This is a genomic window from Luteibacter rhizovicinus DSM 16549 (genome assembly GCF_001887595.1).
Taxonomy (GTDB): domain Bacteria; phylum Pseudomonadota; class Gammaproteobacteria; order Xanthomonadales; family Rhodanobacteraceae; genus Luteibacter; species Luteibacter rhizovicinus.
This window is the reverse complement of sequence record NZ_CP017480.1, coordinates 4,601,184-4,617,619: the sequence shown is the minus strand read 5'-3', so window position 1 is coordinate 4,617,619 and position 16,436 is coordinate 4,601,184. Positions and strand designations below refer to the sequence as shown.

Genomic DNA, 16,436 nt, shown 5'->3' with positions numbered 1-16,436 from the left:
CGGGATTTGACCTGTCCGTGCGGGGCATCATGTCGTCGACAGAAACGTTCAAATTCGTACTTATTCTTCTAGTCGCGATCCTTGCCCTGGAGTTGATCGCACGCCGCTTTCGGCTGCCTTCGGCTGCGGCACTGCTGGCCGGCGGTATCGGCATCGCCTTCCTTCCCGGCATCCCGCCGGTGACCTTCGACCCCGAGCTGGTCCTGATCGTCTTCCTTCCGCCGCTGTTGCAGGATGGCGCGTACTACACGGTGTGGTCGGATTTCCGCAGGTATCTCGGCGGCATCCTCTGGCTGGCCATCGGCGCGGTCGTCTTCACGACGCTGGCCGTCGGCGCCACGGTGCACTGGATCGTTCCGTCGCTGCCCTGGGCCGCGTGTTTTGCCCTGGGTGCGGTGGTCTCGCCGCCGGATGCGGTGGCCGCCAAGGCCGTGCTCGGCAAGGTCCGCTTGCCGCGGCGTTTGATGGTGCTGCTCGAAGGCGAGAGCCTGCTCAACGACGCGACGGGGCTGGTGCTGTTTCGCTTCGCCGTCGCCGCCGCACTGACCGGCGCGTTCAGTGCGCAACAGGCCGCGCTGAGTTTCGTTGGCCTTGCGGTCGGTGGTATCGCCGTGGGTGCGGTGGTCGGTCTCGTAGCGGTCCAGGTGGTGCGTCGTATAGGCCATATCTACCTTGCGATCACGGCCGCCTGCCTGTCGCCCTGGGCCGCTTATATCGGCGGAGAAAGCCTCCATGTCTCCGGTGTCCTGTCGGTGGTGACGACGGGCATCCTGCTGGGCTGGTACCAGCACGACATTTTCTCGGCGAACGTGCGCGTTCGCGCTACGGCGTTCTGGGCGGTGATGATCTTCCTGCTCGAAGCGCTCGTCTTCATCCTGATCGGCTTCTCGCTGCGCAGCGTCGTCGAGCGTCTGGGCGGTATCGGCAGTGCGCTGGATGCCCTGGGCCTGCCGATTCTCGCCGTGCTGGCCGCGGTGATCGTCTCGCGGTTCGTCTGGATCTACGCCACCGACTACCTGCGCGCGCCGCTCGCCCGGCTCGTCGGGAAGAAGGTGCCCCCGGCGTCGCCCGCCGCGTCGTTCCTGCTGAGCTGGGCGGGTATGCGTGGGGTGGTAACGCTAGCCATCGCGCTGTCGCTGCCCGAGCAGATGCCCGGTCGTGACCTCACGCTGGCCGCCGCCTTCGCGGTGATCCTGGTCACGGTGGTGGTGCAGGGCGGTACGATCGCCCCGGTCATCCGCTGGCTGAAGCTCGACGCCGCCGTGCACGTCGACACCGCGCACCTCAACGAGGGGCAGGCGAACCGACTGATCGACATCGCCCAGCTGGAGGCGATCAAGGCACGCGCATACGACAGCGAAGGACAGCTGCTGCATCCGCGTCTGTTGGAGCAGTACACCTATCGGGTGACCATCGCCGAGCGCTTCGCCATCGCGCCGCAGGACTTCACCGGCGGCCGCGAAGCGCACTACGACATGATCCTCGCCGCCATCGCCGCCGGGCGCGCGGAACTGCTCCGCCTGCATCGGTCGGGGCAGATCCACGACGAACTGCTGCACTACTTCGAACGTGATCTGGACATGCAGGAGATCTCTGCCGAGAACGATCGGCAGAGTCCCTGATACCGCAGGTCAGGCGGCGTGCTTCATCGACGCCATGTCGATGACGAAACGGTACTTCACGTCGGCCTTCGCCATGCGCGAGAAGGCCGTCTCGATGTCCTGCATGCGGATCATCTCGATGTCCGCGACGATGCCGTGCCTGGCGCAGAAGTCGAGCATCTCCTGCGTTTCCTTCGTGCCGCCGACCAGCGAGCCGGTCAGCGAGCGACGACCACCGATCAGGTTGGCGACCGACGGTGACGGGTGGGGCTCGGCAGGGATGCCGACCAGCACGTGGGCACCGTCCAGCGAGAGCAGCGACGTGTAGGTGTCGAGGTCGTGCGCCACGGCGACCGAGTTGAGGATCAGGTCGAGGGTGCCCGCATGCGCTGCCATGGCGGCGGCATCGCGTGAGTTCACCACTTCATGCGCGCCGAGGGCGAGCGCATCCGCACGCTTGGATTCCGAGGTCGTGAAGGCCACGACGTGCGCACCGAGCGCGCGAGCGAGCTTGATGCCCATGTGGCCCAGACCACCGATACCGACAACACCGACCTTGCGACCAGGGCCAGCTGCCCAGTGACGCAGCGGTGACCACATGGTCACGCCGGCGCAGAGCAACGGAGCCACGGCGGCGAGCTGTTCCTCGCTGTGCGTGATGCGGAAGACGAAATCCTGCTTCACCACGATGGCGTCCGAATAGCCGCCCTGGGTGGTCGTGCCGTCGACGCGGTCCGGGCTGTTGTACGTCCAGGTCGCGCCCTTGAGGCAGTAGGACTCCTGGCCATGCAGGCAGTTCACGCACTGGCCGCAGCTGTCGACCATGGTGCCGACGCCGACGAGATCGCCGGGCGTGAAACGGGTGACCTTCGCGCCGACCGCGGTCACGCGGCCGACGATTTCGTGGCCCGGCACCAGCGGATAGTCGGTGCCGTTGGGATAGATGAGGCCGTCCCATTCGCCGTGTGCGGTGTGCAGGTCGGAATGACAGACGCCGCTGAACAGGATCTCGATGTGCACGTCGTCGGCGCGCGGGTCGCGCCGTTCGAAGGTATACGAAGCCATGGGTGCGGTGGGGGAGAAAGCGGCATAGCCGCGTGCGATGGACATGGGAGTTTTCCTGGATAGGACGGGTGACTGTCGTGTCGGTGGGGTGCGGCGGGTGCCGCCCGCGGCAAACAGTGGGGGTGGGGCGAGGGCTGGGTAGACGGCGGGAGGGCCGATCTGTGCGGACACGGGCGTCCGCAGTGGCATGGGCGGCAGGCGATTGCGGAATCCGCGGCCGCACTGTCTGGACCTCTGACGGTCTACCGGGTGGGCAGGAGAGCGCCCAACTCACGGTCTGACGCGGAGCCTCCGCGATACCTCCTTCTCACTACCGGCCGACTGTCATGACCCGCAAGCTGCTCGAACCCATCTCCCTAGGTCCCATCCGCCTCGACCATCGCGTGGTCATGGCGCCGCTCACCCGCATGCGCTCCGAACAGCCGGGCGACAACCCGGGCGACCTGATGGTGGAGTACTACCGTCAGCGCGCTTCCAAGGGCGGTTACATCGTGTCGGAGGCGACCGTGGTCGCACCGAACGGCGGCGGCTACCTCGGCTCCCCGGGCATCTACAGCGATGCGCAGATCCCTGGCTGGAAGCGCGTCACCGACGCCGTGCACGCCAAGGGCGGTGTGATCTTCCTTCAACTGTTCCACGCGGGCCGCCAGTCGCACTTCGACATGCAGCCCGATGGCGGTGCGCCTGTCGCTCCTTCTGAAGTTGCCTACGAAGGCGTTGCCTATACAGCGAACGGCTGGGTTCCCAGCTCGCCGCATCGCGCGCTGAGCGAGGCGGAAGTGGTCGACATGGTGGAGCAGTTCCGTCTTGCCGCTGTGCGTGGCAAGGAAGCCGGCTTCGACGGCGTCGAGATCCATGGCGCGAACGGCTACCTGATCGACCAGTTCCTGCAGGACGGCTCGAACCAGCGTAGCGATGCCTACGGCGGCAGCATCGAGAAGCGCGCCCGCTTCCTGCTCGACATCACCAAGGCTGCCATCACTGTATGGGGTAGCGATCGCGTCGCCGTGCGTCTCGGCCCGAGCGGCAGCTTCGGCGACATGAAGGACTCGAATCCGGAGGCGCTGTTCACCTACGTCGCGTCCGAACTCGACAAGCTCAACCTGGCTTACCTGCACCTGATCGAGCCGCGCGTGCTCGGCAACTCGGAAGACGCATCGAAGGACCAGAACCCGGTCGCTTCGCGCCTGCTGCGCAACGTCTTCCACGGTCCGCTGATCGCCGCAGGTGGTTTCACGCCGGAATCGGCCGAAGCGATTCTTGCCGAGGGCAGTGCCGACATGGTCGCCTTTGGTCGCTTCTTCATCTCCAACCCGGACCTGCCGGCCCGCATCGCCGAGGGCGCTCCGCTGGCTGCTTACGACCGCGATACGTTCTACGGTGGCACGGCCGCGGGTTACACGGATTATCCGGCACAGGCCGAGGTGGCCGTCGCCTGAGATTGCCTTGAAAGGGCGGAAGGCAGCAGGATGTAGCCTTCCTCACCCCGGATGAGGCGCCCGCCTTGGACAGCCTGAGCTCCCTCGCCACCTTCGTCCACGCGGCGGAAACGCGCAGCTTCACGCAGGCTGGGCGCATCCTCGGGCTGTCCTCGTCGGCCATCGGCAAGACGATCGCCCGCCTCGAGGCACACCTGGGTGTGCGCCTGTTCCATCGAAGCACGCGAAGCATCTCGCTGACTCCCGAAGGCGAGATGCTGCTGGAGAGCTGCCGGCGGATTCTCCAGGAAATCGGCGACGTGGAGCGTGAGCTGGCGGGTAACCGGGCCACGCCGCGCGGCAAGTTGCGGGTCAGCCTGCCGATTCTCGGCGGTCTTTTCGCCCCGACGCTGGCCGGTTTCATGGCCAAGTATCCCGAGATCGAACTGGATCTCGACTACAGCGACCGTCTGGTCGACATCGTCAACGAAGGTTTCGACGTGGCCATCCGCACGGGCGAAGGGGTCGACTCGCGACTCATGTCGCGGCGACTGGGCCTGTATCACCTGGTGCTCGTCGCATCGCCCGGCTACCTCAAGCGCGCGGGGACCCCCGACGTGCCGGCGGATCTCGCCAGTCACGCGTGCCTTCATCATCGCTTTCCCACCACCGGCAAGCTCGAGCGCTGGCCATTCCGTCAGGACAACAAGGGGCCCGACGTTCCGGTACCCGTCGCCGCGGCAGCTAGCACGCTCGCTCCCTTGCTCGAGATGGCCGAGGCGGACTGCGGCATCACCTGCGTGCCCGACTTCACCGTCGAACCCAGCGTGAAAGCGGGTCGGCTCGTCCGTGTGCTCGACGACTTCCTCGATCACGAGAACGTGTTCCGCGCAGTGTGGCCATCGAGTCGCAACATCGCGCCACGGCTTCGCGCCTTCCTCGATTACTTCGGTGCCAACCTCTTTCCGAGGCAGAACGCCGGGCGCTGAGCGCTCGTCGGAGCCAGCCGACGCTTTGGCTACCGCCCGCCGAGCGTGGCCACGAAGCGCATCGCGCGAGCGATGCTGGTGCTGATGATGGGCAGGCGTCCGACCGGGATCGAGATCACCGCGACCTCCTCGCGATGGAGGTGGATGTTCGCCTCCGCATGGCCCCAGGCCAGTTCCACTTCGTTGGGTGCCAACGAGCGGGACGGCACGTCGTCGTTGGTGATGCGCTGCACTTCACGAAAGAAGTGCAGGTGTAGAAATCCATCGTCGGTCGGCCCGGTGACGGCCATACCTGTGGCGACCCCCGACACGAAATGCGACGTGCGCGTGTGGAGGATGCTTTTCGTCTGCACTTCGGACACGGTCAACCCTCACTTCCCCTTCTCCCAAGCATAGGAGGGGGATGATGTCGCCGTCTATCGGACGAGTGGGGCTGGATGCGACAAATGTGCGGAGGTCGGCACTTCAGATGGTGAGGGGGCGCCCGAGTTCCCTGCCGTAGACCGCAAGACGGTGGCCTTCGGCCAACCTCTCGGCCTCGTAGACAAAGAGGGCTCTCTCGAGCGGCAGTCGATCGAGTGCGGCCACGAGCGCCATCGCGTCGCCCGCCGCCTTGGCCACGCCCATCGCCGTGTGGGGACGTATGACGAAGGCCGCATCGCCGAGCAGGGCGACGCGGTCGCGGACCATACGGGTGCTCTCGTAATCGAAGATTGCCTGTAGCGAGGGTGTGGGTTCCGCTTCCACGGCCAGTACAAAAGGCGTGGGGAGGACCTCGCGGGCCGTCTCCCTCAGTGCATCGCAGAGAGGCAACGGTACGTCGCCTCGGGCCACGGAATACGCGCGCAGGCGCCCGTCGCTGCCGGTGAGCCAGCGATCGAGCGCGAGGCCTTCGGCGGCCTGCCGGTACCACACCCAGTTGTAGCGTCGCTGGCCGGGCGCCGTCTCACCCGCAGGTCCGGGCACGAGATAACCGAGGATCTGAGACCCACGCGGGTGGTAGAAAGCGAAGCGTTCGGAAAGCACGGCGGCCGCCGCGGCCGGGAGATGGGTTTCGGCAATCAGCCCGCGCCAGGCGACATAGCCGGCGTAGGTGCTCGCGGTGGGGCCATGGCTCACGGCCGGGCGCACGACCGAGCCGACACCGTCCGCACCGATCACCAGGTCGAAGCGATGCGCCTCGCCGTCGTCGAGGACGATCGTCGCCGCCGAACTCGTGTTCTCGACGCGGACCACGCGGGCGCCCACGCGATACGCCGCCGGCGGCAGCAGGTGCCGGACGGTGCGATAAAGGTGGTCCCATGAAATCTGGGTCTGCGGCGTCACGTCGCGCTGGGCGATGCTGCCGTTCCGCGCGAACGTGATCCGCTCGTGCGCGAGTACGCCGACGCGCGCTGCCTGCTCGCAGCCGAGCAGGCGCAGGATGGCGTACAGCTCGCGCTGGCCGACCAGTCCTGCGCCGCGACCTTCGAGGCCCCGCTCGGAGCGCTCGAAAACGTGGACGTCATGGCCGGCGGCGCGCAGCAGGCTCGCCGCGAACAAGCCGCCCATGGAACCGCCCACGATGCCGATGCGTAACGTCATACCTTCAACGTAACAGCTGGCGGGCCCGCGCTCCTTGGCGTTTTGTTCCGTGGCCGATGGCGACGGCGCCTTGCATGCGGTGGATCAGCGCGCCGAACGCTCGGCGCGTTCACGCGCTTCCATTTCCTCGATCGTGTAGATCGTCTCGGGAATGGCCTCGAGGCGCGCCTTCGAAATCGCCTCGCCGTTGCCGTCGGAGATACCGTAGGAGCCTTCGTCGAGCTTCTCCAGCGCGCGGTCGACGATCGTCAGGCGACCCTCGTTATGGCTAAGGAGCGACTCATCGCGATCCTGTTGCGCGAAGCGCTCGGCGTCGTCGCCCGAATCCTGCGGCTCGCCGCCGGCCGTCTGCTGGAGCAGGCCTTCGTCGTTCCCCGCTGCGTCGGCACTGGCGATCAGCTGCTTGCGCAGGGTGAGGAGACGCTCGCGCTGGGCGTCGAGGAAGCTCTTGCTGAGAACGGAGTCATTCATGCCGTGGGCCCTGGTGGAAGACGGGGGACTATTCGCCGAAGCCGCAGCGGTGTCTTGAACGTTTGGCGCCTGCGGGACGGCTATTCGGTGACCGAATGAATGCTAGTCCGGCCCAGGGCTTCATCTTGTGAATGTCCGGCGGCAGACTAGGCGGTTCGTCCGCCGCGTGGGAGGCTGGCGGGCCAGCCGCGCCTGCCGTAGATTGAGCCTCGGCGCGCAGCGCGTTCATGAATCCTGGGTGGAGTGGGTATGGATCGGCTCGATGCCATGCAGTTGTTCGTGCGGGTGGCCGATTCCGGCAGTTTTTCGAAAGCCGCTATCGCCAGCGGTGTCTCCCAGTCCACGGTCAGCAAGCAGATCGCCGCGATCGAATCGCGGCTCGGCGTGCAGTTGTTGCGGCGAACCACGCGCGGCCTCAGCGTCACGGAAGCCGGCCAGCAGTACTACGAGTCCATCCTGCAGCTCATCGAGGCGGTCGACGCCGCCGAAGCCAGGGTGGGGCATGCGCAGGTCGCGCCGAAGGGTGTGCTTCGCGTTGCCATCTCGGCGGCGTTCGGGCGTTTCTTCGTCCTGCCGCACCTTCCGGAATTCTTCGCCCTTTATCCGGATGTCACGATCGACTTCGACATCTCGGAACGCCATGCCAACCTGGTCGAAGACGGCATCGACGTCGCCATCCGCATTGGTGCGCTGTCTGATTCGTCGCTGGTCGCGCGTCGCATCGGTGGCGTTCGCTACGCGACCGTGGGGACGCCGGCCTATTTCGAACGTCATGGCGTGCCCCGGCATCCACGCGACATCGAGAACATGCCGTGCATCGTCTTCATGTTCCAGGGTGCCTCGCGCGCCTGGCGCTTTTTCGAGAACCATGCACCGCTCGTCGTCGACGGCAAGCCGGTGGTTCGCAGCAATGACGCCGAACACATTCGGGGTTCGGTACTCGCCGGCCTTGGGATGGGGCACAGCCCGGCATGGCTGTATGCGCGGGATATCGCCGACGGAAGCCTGCAGCAGGTGCTGGCGGACTATTCCCCGCCAGCGTTCCCGATCAGCGCCGTGTCGCCGGCCGGACGTCGTCAGACCCGCAAAGCGCAGGTCTTCATCGATTTCCTCGCGGAGAAGTTCCGGCAGGTGCCGGAACTGAGCCTGCCGGAATAACGCATCCCTGTGGGAGCCGCTTCAGCGGCGATCCCGCGGCGGCGGGCAAGGTTGCCGCGAGCACCCATTCGCCGATGAATCGGCTCCCACAGAGAGCAGTCCTCGGTTTAGCGTAAGCCGCCGGAGACGACGATGGTTTCGCCGGTGACCCAGCGTGCGTCATCCGACGCCAGGAACACCGCCACCGGGGCGATATCCTCGACGTGACCGATGCGGCCCAGCGGTGTCTGCGAGACGAGGAAGGTGTCCAGGTCCGAGCCGATGATGTTGCCGGTGTGGGTGCCTTCGGTCTCGACGATGCCCGGGTTGAGCGAGTTCACGCGGATCTTGCGCGGCCCAAGCTCCTTGGCCAACACACCGGTGACGGCATCCAGCGCACCCTTGGTGGCCGTATAGATCACCGACTGCGGCGGGGTCATGCTGCTCACGCCCGAGCCGATATTGATGATGCTGCCGCCTTCCGGCAGGTGCTTCATCGCAGCCTGCGTGACCAGCAGCGCGCCACGCACGTTGACGTTGAAGTGGTTGTCGAAGTGCTCGTCCGTGAACTCCTCGATCGCGCCGAACCGGTACACGCCGGAGTTGTTCACGACGATGTCCAGCTTGCCGAAGTTCGATACGGCGGCTTCGACCAGGGCATGCGCCTGGGCTGCCTTGCTGACGTCGCCGCCCACGGCGACGGCCTTGCCGCCTGCCTGGGTAATGGCGTCGACGACGGCATCCGCACCGGCCTTGCTCGACGCGTAATTGACGACGACCGACGCGCCTTCGGCGGCCAGCGCTTTGGCGATAGCGGCGCCGATACCCTTGGATGCGCCGGTAACGACGGCGACTTTGCCTGTGAGTTTGCTCATGACGTGAATCCTCGATGGGTGAAACGGGAAGGAGCGGAAGGCGTCGGTCTGCCGGCGCCACGGGATACGAAGTGGGGCGGCGGCTCGGGCGGAGTAGTGGGCGCGAGGGAATAGCTCTTATTCGCCGGGAGCGGCGCGGGGCGATGGGTGGCACAATCCACCTCTTGGCTATCGACAGGATCCCGCAGTGACGTCCCCGACCCGACAGGGTTTCATCCTTACCCGCCACTGGCGGGACACGGGGCACGGCACCGACGTCGAGTTCTGGCTGGCCACGGACGAGGGGCCGCGTCGCGTCGTGATCACGGCCCAGCAGTCGGTTGCGTTCGCGAAGGCATCGCAACAGGCGGACATCGAAGGCGTCGCACGCCGGGTCGCCAGCGTCGATATCCGCCCCTTGCCGCTGAAGACCTTCGCCCAGGACCCCGTGCTCGGCCTGTATACGCGCAGCCACCGGCAGATGATCCTGCTCGAGAAACGACTGCGGGATCGCGGGATTCCCCTGTACGAAGCCGACATCCGCCCACCCGAGCGCTACATGATGGAGCGCTTCATCACGGCGGCGGTCAGTGTCGAGGGCGGCGTGGAGGAGGGTGACGCCGTGCTCGATCCCAGGCTCAGGCCGGTTGCCGACTACCGGCCCTCGCTACGCGTCGTATCGCTCGATATCGAGACCAGTGCCGAGGGCGATCTCTACTCGCTGGCGCTGGAAGGCTGCGGTCAACGACAGGTCGTCATGCTCGGTGAGCCGGGCCCACATGACGTAGCGCCTGACGACTTCGATCTCGAGTATGTCGCCGATCCTGCGCAGATCATCCATCGCCTGAACGCATGGTTCGTCGAACACGATCCCGACGCCATCATCGGCTGGAGCCTCGTGCAGTTCGACCTTCGAATCCTTCAGGCGCACGCGGACAAGTACGGTATTCCATTGCTCCTGGGTCGTGGCGCTCAGGCGATCGAATGGCGCGGACACTCGCGGCGCGAAGGCTTTCTTTTCGCGCCCATGGCAGGACGGCTGGTGATCGACGGCATCGAAGCCGTGCGCTCGGCGCAGTGGAGCTTCTCGTCATACAGCCTGGAGAACGTGGCGCAAACGATGCTCGGCGAAGGCAAATCCATCGACGACCCGTACCACCGCATGGCGGAGATCGAGCGACGTTTTCACGAGGACAAGGTGGCGCTCGCGCGCTACAACCTGAAGGACTGCGAGCTCGTTACGCGGATCTTCGCCAAGGCGAAGCTCTTCGAGTTCATGCTCGAACGCGCTCACGTCACCGGTCTCCAGGCCGATCACTTCGGTGGCTCCATCGCCGCGTTCGACCACCAGTACCTGCCGCGCATGCATCGCGAAGGGTACGTGGCACCTAACGTGGGCGACATCGCGGAGAAAGCGTTTCCGGGTGGGTTCGTGATGAACTCCCGGCCAGGCTTGTACGACTCCGTGCTCGTGCTGGACTTCAAGAGCCTCTACCCCTCGATCATCCGTACCTTCCTGGTCGACCCCGTGGGTCTCGCTGAAGGCGGCCTCGACACGTCGGCGACGGCGGCCGTGCCCGGTGTCCACGGGCGCTTTTTCTCGCGCACCCGGCACTGCCTCCCTGCCATCGTCACCCAGCTATGGGATCGCCGCGACGAGGCGAAGCGCCAGGGCAACCAGGCGCAGTCGCAATCGCTGAAGCTGCTGATGAACTCGTTCGTCGGTGTGCTTGGCGCTCCCAACTGTCGGTTCTTCGATCCCGAACTGGTCTCGGCCGTAACCCTGCGCGGCCACGACGTGATGCGGCATACCCGCGAGCGAGTCGAGGCCGAGGGCTACGAAGTCATCTACGGCGACACCGATTCGATCTTCATCTGGCTGAAACAGCGTCGCAGCGAGGCAGAGGCGTCCGCCATCGCCGATCATCTTGTCGCGCGTATAAACGCGTGGTGGCGCGAGCATCTGTCCGACACGCTGGGCCTGACGAGCCAGCTGGAGATCGAGTTCGACACGCACTACCAGCGGTTCTTCATGCCGACCATCCGCGGTAGCGAACTGGGCAGCAAGAAGCGCTACGCCGGGCTGGTCGTCAGCGAGGATGGCGCGGAAGAGGTCGTGTATCGCGGGCTGGAGACGGTGCGCAGCGACTGGACACCGCTGGCGCAGAAGTTCCAGCAGGCGCTGTACCTGCTGATCTTCAAGGAGCAGCCGTACGCTGACTTTATCCGCGAGTACACGCGCAGCCTGCTCGCTGGCGAGTTCGACGATCTCCTTGTCTACCGCAAACGCCTGCGTGGCAAGCTGGCCGATTACCAGAGCAACACGCCGCCGCAGGTGCGGGCCGCGCGTCTGGCCGACGAGTACAACGCGCGACGCCAGCGTCCACGGCAGTATCAGAACGGTGGCTGGATCAGCTACGTGATGACGCGCAACGGTCCCGAGCCGCTCGAAGCGCGCGAGTCGCGGATCGACTACGAGCATTACCTGACCAGCCAGTTGCAGCCGATCGCCGATGCGATCCTTGGGCCCCTGGGTGACAGTTTCGCCAACCTGACCACCGCACAGATCAGCCTGTTCCAGGCGTGACCGATCGGATCAATCGTCGTCGCTGAGCACGTCGGCGATGCGCAACCTGAGCACCGGCAACAGTTCCTGTTCGAACCACGGGTTGCGTTTGAGCCACGCTTGGTTGCGCGGGCTGGGGTGAGGCAAGGGCACGATCAAGGGCCAGTCACGCCGCCAGCCGGTGACGACGTCCGTGAGCGTCTTGCCGCGGCCGGGCAGGTGGTACGCCATCGCGTACTGCCCGAGCACGAGGGTGAGTCGCACGTTCTTCAGATGGGCGAGCAAGGGTGCACGCCACGCCGGCGCGCATTCCGGGCGGGGCGGCAGATCGCCCGACTTACCTGTGCCAGGAAAACAGAAGCCCATCCCGAGGATGGCCAGCTTCGTCTCGTCATAGAAGACCTCTCGAGAGATGCCCAGCCATTCGCGCAGCCTGTTACCGCTGACGTCGTTGAAGGGGATGCCCGTCTCGTGCACCTTGCGTCCGGGGGCCTGGCCCGCGATGAGGATGCGCGACGAGGCGGACATCTGCACGACAGGACGGGGGCCCAGCGGCAGATGCGCGGCGCACAGCGTGCATGCGCGGACGTCTTCAAGGAGGTGGCTCAAGGCGGTCATGGGTGACGCGGATCGCAGTCCTGGAAATCCTGGGAAGCTTAGCGGTGTAGCAGGGTGGCCGCACCGCGAAGCATCAGGTCGACGCTCTCGTCGAACCGCTGGTCGAAGCGATCGAAGAGGACCTCGCCCGCTTCGCGTAGAAGTGGGAAGGCGTCCGGGTCGAGATGCGTTTTTCGCAGTTCGATGTCGTACGCCGGGGAGCGCTCACCGGGCTTCGGAAACACGGCCTGCTCTTCGATCACGAAGCTCACGGTGAAGGTGTAGACGGCGCTGAGCAGGGTGACCGCCTGGCGTGTCGTGAAGCCGGCCTGCGTCAGGTGGCCGCCGATGCGCTCGGCGGTTTCCTGGAACAGCGTGTTGGTCAGGCGCGTGCCAGCGATCATGCGGCCGCCGTCCCGATGGGTCAGCAGCGTCTTGCGCAGGCCGTGCCCGAACGTGGATACCCAGACCCGCCAGTCATCGGACGGCTCGCCAGGCATGAGTTGGTCGGCGCCGCTGGCGAGCACGAGCGTGGCCATCTCGTCGATCAGCGCGTCCTTGCTCTTGAAGTGCCAGTAAAGCGTGGGGGCCTGGATGTGCAGCGTATGCGCCAGCTTGCGGAGGGTCAGATCCTCGAGGCCGGTATCGGCGAGGAGGCGCAAGGCGGCCTGCACGATGATGTCGCGGTTCACTTTCATGGCGACCTGCCTCCTGGGATTGCAAAGCCAATCTAACACGGTTAGAGTCAATCTAACGCCGTTAGATTATCGAGAGGTGGACCATGAAAGCTGCCGTCGTTTACGAAGCGGGCAAGGCGCCCGTGTTCGCCGAGTTCGAAACGCCTGTCGCCCAGGCCGGCGAGGCGTTGATCGCCGTGAAAGCGTCCGCACTGACCCAGTTCACCAGGTCGCGCGCGTCCGGTGCGCATTACAGCGCCGATGCCGCGCTGCCGGCGATCGCCGGTTCGGACGGTGTGGGCGTAACGGGCGAGGGCCGCCGCGTGTATTTCATCCTTCCCCAGGCGCCGTTTGGCGCCCTGGCGGAGGTCACGCGCGTACGTGCCGGATTCTGCATCCCCGTGCCGGATGGCATCGACGACGTCACCGCCGCGGCGCTGGCCAATCCCGGCATGTCCGCCTGGGCGGCGCTGGTGTATCGCGCGCAGATCAAGCCGGGCGACACCGTCCTGATCAACGGTGCGACGGGAACCGCTGGCCGCCTGGCGGTGCAACTGGCGAAGTATCTCGGCGCGGACAAGATCATCGCCACAGCGCGCGACGCGACAGCGCTTGAATCGGTGAAGGCCCTGGGCGCCGATGTAGTGCTGCCGTTCCAGCTGGATGGCGGTGATAAGGCCGAGGAGGGGGCGGCGCGCTTCGGCGCCGCGCTCGAGGCGCAGTTAAAGGAAGGCATCGATGTCGTCATCGACTACCTGTGGGGCAAGAGTGCCGAGGCCATCATCGTGGCCATCGCCAAGGCCGTCGACGACGCGCGTCCGGTCCGTTTCGTCCAGGTCGGCAGTTCCAGCGGCGGCGAGATCACCTTGCCGGGCGCCGCGCTGCGGTCCTCGGCGATCGTACTGATGGGCAGCGGAATCAAGAGCGTGCCTCTGCCGGACCTGCTCGCCGCGGTGGGTCACGTCTTCTCGGTGGCGGTGTCGGCGAACTTGAAGATCGCCACGCGGGTGCTTCCACTGGCGGACGTCCAGACGGCTTGGAGCGCCGATGGCGGCAAGGCGCGAATCGTCTTCGTTACCAGCTAACAGCTCGTCGTAGGAGCCGATTCATCGGCGATCCCGCGGGAGCGGGCCAGGTTGCTGCGAGCACCCATCGCCGATGAATCGGCTCCTACAACGTGCAGTGTGTTTGCTACACTACGTGCCGAAACGACTTGCCAGCCGCGTCAAGCCAGCCCCCGTCGTGAACTCATGCAAGCGGAATCCCCGCTTGTGTAGGCCACTCGTCCCAGGGGCTCCTCCCATGCTTGAACGTCTTATCAGCCGCCCGCGGCTGTTTTCGCTGGCCATCGGCCTCGCTCTTTCCGTACCCGCCGCCGCGCAGTCGCAGTCGTCGACGTCCGATACGCCAACGACACTCGATGCAGTCAAGGTGCGCGGACAGCGCACCTCGAACTACACCGTCGATCAGACCGCCGTCGCGACGCGCTTGCCGTTATCCCTGCAGGACACGCCGCAATCGGTGAGCGTCATCACCGAACAGCGGATCGAGGACCAGAACCTCACCTCGGTGCGCAGCGTCCTGGATAACACCACCGGCGTCTTCTCCAGCGCGTACGACACCGAACGCGTCGTGTTCTACGCACGCGGCTTCCAGATCGAGAACATGGCGTACGACGGCGTGCCCGTCGCCCCCGGCATCAATGCCGGCTCGGCGGACGGCAGCCTCGACACCTCGATCTACGATCGCATCGAAGTGGTGCGTGGCGCGTCCGGCCTGCTCAGCGGCGCGGGCAGCCCGTCCGCCCTGATCAACTTCGTGCGCAAGCATGCCGACAGCCGCACGCTGCAGGCCGACGCCACGGTGAGCTACGGCTCGTACAACACGCAGCGGGAATCGGTGGATGTGTCTGCGCCGCTCAATGATTCGGGCAGCGTGCGCGGTCGGGTGGTGGCGACCCACGAGCAGGGCAACTCCTATCTCGACCGTTACAGCAGCAAGAAGGATGTGCTCTATGGCGTGGTCGATGCCGATCTGGGCGAGAACACCACGCTGAGTGTCGGCTTCGATTGGCAGAAGTCCAAGCCCAAGGGCGTGACCTGGGGCTCGTACCCGGTGTTCTATGACGATGGCGGGCTCATCCAGTGGCGGCGTGGCTTCACAAGCGCAGCCGACTGGACGCGCTGGACCAACACCACCAAGACCGGCTTCATCGATCTCAAGCACGACTTTGGCAACGGCTGGCAAGGACACGCCATGGCCAGCCACCGCGAGACGCAGGGCGATTCGCAGCTCTTTTACGTGTACGGTTTCCCCAATCGTGAAACGGGCGCGGGTGTCGATCCGTACGCCTACCAGGGTCGCGATCGCGGTCGTCAGAACATGCTGGACCTCTACGCGTCCGGGCCATTCGAAGCGTTTGGGCGCGAGCACGAACTCGTCGTCGGCGCGAGCGGTTCGCACTACACCAAGGATTCCACCGAGAATGCGCACGGGGACCTGCCGCCGATCGACAACTTCCTCGCCTGGAATGGCGACTATCCCTTCCCGGACTTTGCGTCCACGGGTGATCGCGCGAACCTCGCGCGCACGGTCCAGAGCGGTCTGTACGTCGCCACGCGCCTGCAGTTGGCCGATCCCCTCAAGCTGGTGGCGGGTGCACGCTATGCACGCTGGAAGAACGACACCAACGATGCGTCGGCCGGTATCTATCACCAGAAAGACAGCAAGACGATTCCCTACGCGGGCCTGATTTACGAGATCAACCCGACGTACTCGGCCTTCGCCAGTTACACGGAAATCTTCGACCCGCAGGACAACCGTCGTGCCGACGGCAGCTTCCTCGAGCCCATGACCGGCAGCAGCCGTGAGGTCGGCATCAAGGGTCGCCACTTCGACGGCCTGTTGAACACATCGCTGACCTTCTTCGAAACCCGTCAGGACAACGTGGCCGAAGCCGCGGTGGGTCAATTCCTGCCGGATGGCCGCACACAGGCGTACAACCCCGTGAACGGCACGCGCTCGCGCGGCTTCGAGGCCGAGGTTTCGGGCCAGCTGTCCGATACCTGGAACGGCACGCTCGGCTGGTCGCACTTCAACATCAAGGGGCTCGGTGACGACGGCACGATGACGGCCTTGCGTACCGCCTTGCCGCGCACGCTGGTTCGCCTGTTCACCACGTACACGCTACCGGGCAGCTGGAACCACGTGACCGTGGGCGGCGGCGCCAACTGGCAGTCCGCCAGCCATGCGCCTGTCGACGGCCCGGATGGCCCGCAGACGGTGAATCAGTCTTCGGTGATGCTGGTGAGCGCGATGGCGAAGTATGCGTTCTCGCCGCAGGCCTCGCTGCAGCTCAACGCGGACAACCTGCTCAACCGGAAGTACTTCGTGCTGGACGAGTACAGCAACCTCTACTACGCGGCGCCGCACACCGCCACGTTGACGTTCAATTACAAATTCCTTTGATCGCCGCCG

The 16,436-nt window shown here is 65.6% G+C and carries 14 protein-coding genes; 7 read left to right on the top strand and 7 right to left on the bottom strand.

Annotated elements, in window-relative coordinates; translation table 11 throughout:
* Positions 1–29: 29 nt before the first annotated feature.
* Positions 30–1,622 carry a Na+/H+ antiporter gene (locus BJI69_RS21110; protein WP_046969585.1) on the top strand — a complete coding sequence of 531 codons (1,593 nt, stop codon included), beginning with the start codon at positions 30–32 and terminating at the stop codon, positions 1,620–1,622.
* Between the two features lie 9 nt (positions 1,623–1,631).
* Here the strand turns inward: BJI69_RS21110 and BJI69_RS21105 are convergent, their stop codons facing one another.
* On the bottom strand, positions 1,632–2,711 hold the full coding sequence (locus BJI69_RS21105) for an NAD(P)-dependent alcohol dehydrogenase (RefSeq protein WP_046969586.1): 1,080 nt from the start codon (positions 2,709–2,711) through the stop codon (positions 1,632–1,634).
* Positions 2,712–2,992: 281 nt separating this feature from the next.
* Here BJI69_RS21105 and BJI69_RS21100 point away from each other — a divergent pair, with 281 nt between their 5' ends.
* Positions 2,993–4,105, top strand: a complete 1,113-nt coding sequence (locus BJI69_RS21100; protein WP_046965835.1) for an alkene reductase — start codon at positions 2,993–2,995, stop codon at positions 4,103–4,105.
* 65 nt (positions 4,106–4,170) lie between these two features.
* On the top strand, positions 4,171–5,073 hold the full coding sequence (locus tag BJI69_RS21095) for a LysR family transcriptional regulator (protein WP_046965836.1): 903 nt from the start codon (positions 4,171–4,173) through the stop codon (positions 5,071–5,073).
* Between the two features lie 29 nt (positions 5,074–5,102).
* Here BJI69_RS21095 and BJI69_RS21090 read toward each other — a convergent pair whose 3' ends face one another.
* The 3 genes from BJI69_RS21090 to BJI69_RS21080 all read right to left on the bottom strand — a co-directional run bounded on the left by BJI69_RS21090 (position 5,103) and on the right by BJI69_RS21080 (position 7,128).
* Complete coding sequence (locus BJI69_RS21090; protein WP_046965837.1) at positions 5,103–5,441, bottom strand: hypothetical protein; 339 nt, start codon at positions 5,439–5,441, stop codon at positions 5,103–5,105.
* Positions 5,442–5,538: 97 nt separating this feature from the next.
* Positions 5,539–6,657: an FAD binding domain-containing protein gene (locus BJI69_RS21085; protein WP_046965838.1), complete on the bottom strand. Its 1,119-nt coding sequence runs from the start codon at positions 6,655–6,657 to the stop codon at positions 5,539–5,541.
* Between the two features lie 84 nt (positions 6,658–6,741).
* Positions 6,742–7,128, bottom strand: a complete 387-nt coding sequence (locus tag BJI69_RS21080; RefSeq protein ID WP_046965839.1) for a TraR/DksA family transcriptional regulator — start codon at positions 7,126–7,128, stop codon at positions 6,742–6,744.
* A gap of 249 nt (positions 7,129–7,377) precedes the next feature.
* Here BJI69_RS21080 and BJI69_RS21075 point away from each other — a divergent pair, with 249 nt between their 5' ends.
* A complete protein-coding gene (locus BJI69_RS21075; protein WP_046965840.1) occupies positions 7,378–8,286 on the top strand; it encodes a LysR family transcriptional regulator in 909 nt (302 codons plus the stop codon).
* Between the two features lie 107 nt (positions 8,287–8,393).
* On the opposite strand, the gene BJI69_RS21070 is transcribed toward BJI69_RS21075, so the two are convergent.
* On the bottom strand, positions 8,394–9,140 hold the full coding sequence (locus BJI69_RS21070; protein ID WP_046965841.1) for a glucose 1-dehydrogenase: 747 nt from the start codon (positions 9,138–9,140) through the stop codon (positions 8,394–8,396).
* Between the two features lie 187 nt (positions 9,141–9,327).
* Between BJI69_RS21070 and BJI69_RS21065 the strand changes: the two genes are divergently transcribed.
* Entirely contained in the window at positions 9,328–11,706 is a 2,379-nt protein-coding gene (locus BJI69_RS21065; RefSeq protein WP_046965842.1) for a DNA polymerase II, read from the top strand.
* Between the two features lie 9 nt (positions 11,707–11,715).
* On the opposite strand, the gene BJI69_RS21060 is transcribed toward BJI69_RS21065, so the two are convergent.
* Both BJI69_RS21060 and BJI69_RS21055 read right to left on the bottom strand, forming a co-directional pair.
* Positions 11,716–12,303 carry a uracil-DNA glycosylase family protein gene (locus tag BJI69_RS21060; protein ID WP_046965843.1) on the bottom strand — a complete coding sequence of 196 codons (588 nt, stop codon included), beginning with the start codon at positions 12,301–12,303 and terminating at the stop codon, positions 11,716–11,718.
* Positions 12,304–12,341: 38 nt separating this feature from the next.
* The gene (locus tag BJI69_RS21055; protein WP_046965844.1) at positions 12,342–12,980 is read right to left on the bottom strand and encodes a TetR/AcrR family transcriptional regulator C-terminal domain-containing protein; all 639 of its coding nucleotides are present in this window, start codon (positions 12,978–12,980) and stop codon (positions 12,342–12,344) included.
* A gap of 83 nt (positions 12,981–13,063) precedes the next feature.
* Between BJI69_RS21055 and BJI69_RS21050 the strand changes: the two genes are divergently transcribed.
* Both BJI69_RS21050 and BJI69_RS21045 read left to right on the top strand, forming a co-directional pair.
* Positions 13,064–14,044: a quinone oxidoreductase family protein gene (locus tag BJI69_RS21050; RefSeq protein WP_046965845.1), complete on the top strand. Its 981-nt coding sequence runs from the start codon at positions 13,064–13,066 to the stop codon at positions 14,042–14,044.
* 217 nt (positions 14,045–14,261) lie between these two features.
* Positions 14,262–16,427: a TonB-dependent siderophore receptor gene (locus BJI69_RS21045; protein ID WP_046965846.1), complete on the top strand. Its 2,166-nt coding sequence runs from the start codon at positions 14,262–14,264 to the stop codon at positions 16,425–16,427.
* The last annotated feature ends 9 nt before the right edge of the window (positions 16,428–16,436 follow it).

Coding starts and splice junctions, on each gene's coding strand:
- BJI69_RS21105 (WP_046969586.1), bottom strand. CDS start 2,711: ATGTCCATCGCACGCGGCTATGCCGCTTTCTCCCCCACCGCACCCATG.
- BJI69_RS21100 (WP_046965835.1), top strand. CDS start 2,993: ATGACCCGCAAGCTGCTCGAACCCATCTCCCTAGGTCCCATCCGCCTC.
- BJI69_RS21085 (WP_046965838.1), bottom strand. CDS start 6,657: ATGACGTTACGCATCGGCATCGTGGGCGGTTCCATGGGCGGCTTGTTC.
- BJI69_RS21050 (WP_046965845.1), top strand. CDS start 13,064: ATGAAAGCTGCCGTCGTTTACGAAGCGGGCAAGGCGCCCGTGTTCGCC.
- BJI69_RS21055 (WP_046965844.1), bottom strand. CDS start 12,980: ATGAAAGTGAACCGCGACATCATCGTGCAGGCCGCCTTGCGCCTCCTC.
- BJI69_RS21045 (WP_046965846.1), top strand. CDS start 14,262: ATGCTTGAACGTCTTATCAGCCGCCCGCGGCTGTTTTCGCTGGCCATC.
- BJI69_RS21070 (WP_046965841.1), bottom strand. CDS start 9,140: ATGAGCAAACTCACAGGCAAAGTCGCCGTCGTTACCGGCGCATCCAAG.
- BJI69_RS21060 (WP_046965843.1), bottom strand. CDS start 12,303: ATGACCGCCTTGAGCCACCTCCTTGAAGACGTCCGCGCATGCACGCTG.
- BJI69_RS21075 (WP_046965840.1), top strand. CDS start 7,378: ATGGATCGGCTCGATGCCATGCAGTTGTTCGTGCGGGTGGCCGATTCC.
- BJI69_RS21080 (WP_046965839.1), bottom strand. CDS start 7,128: ATGAATGACTCCGTTCTCAGCAAGAGCTTCCTCGACGCCCAGCGCGAG.
- BJI69_RS21110 (WP_046969585.1), top strand. CDS start 30: ATGTCGTCGACAGAAACGTTCAAATTCGTACTTATTCTTCTAGTCGCG.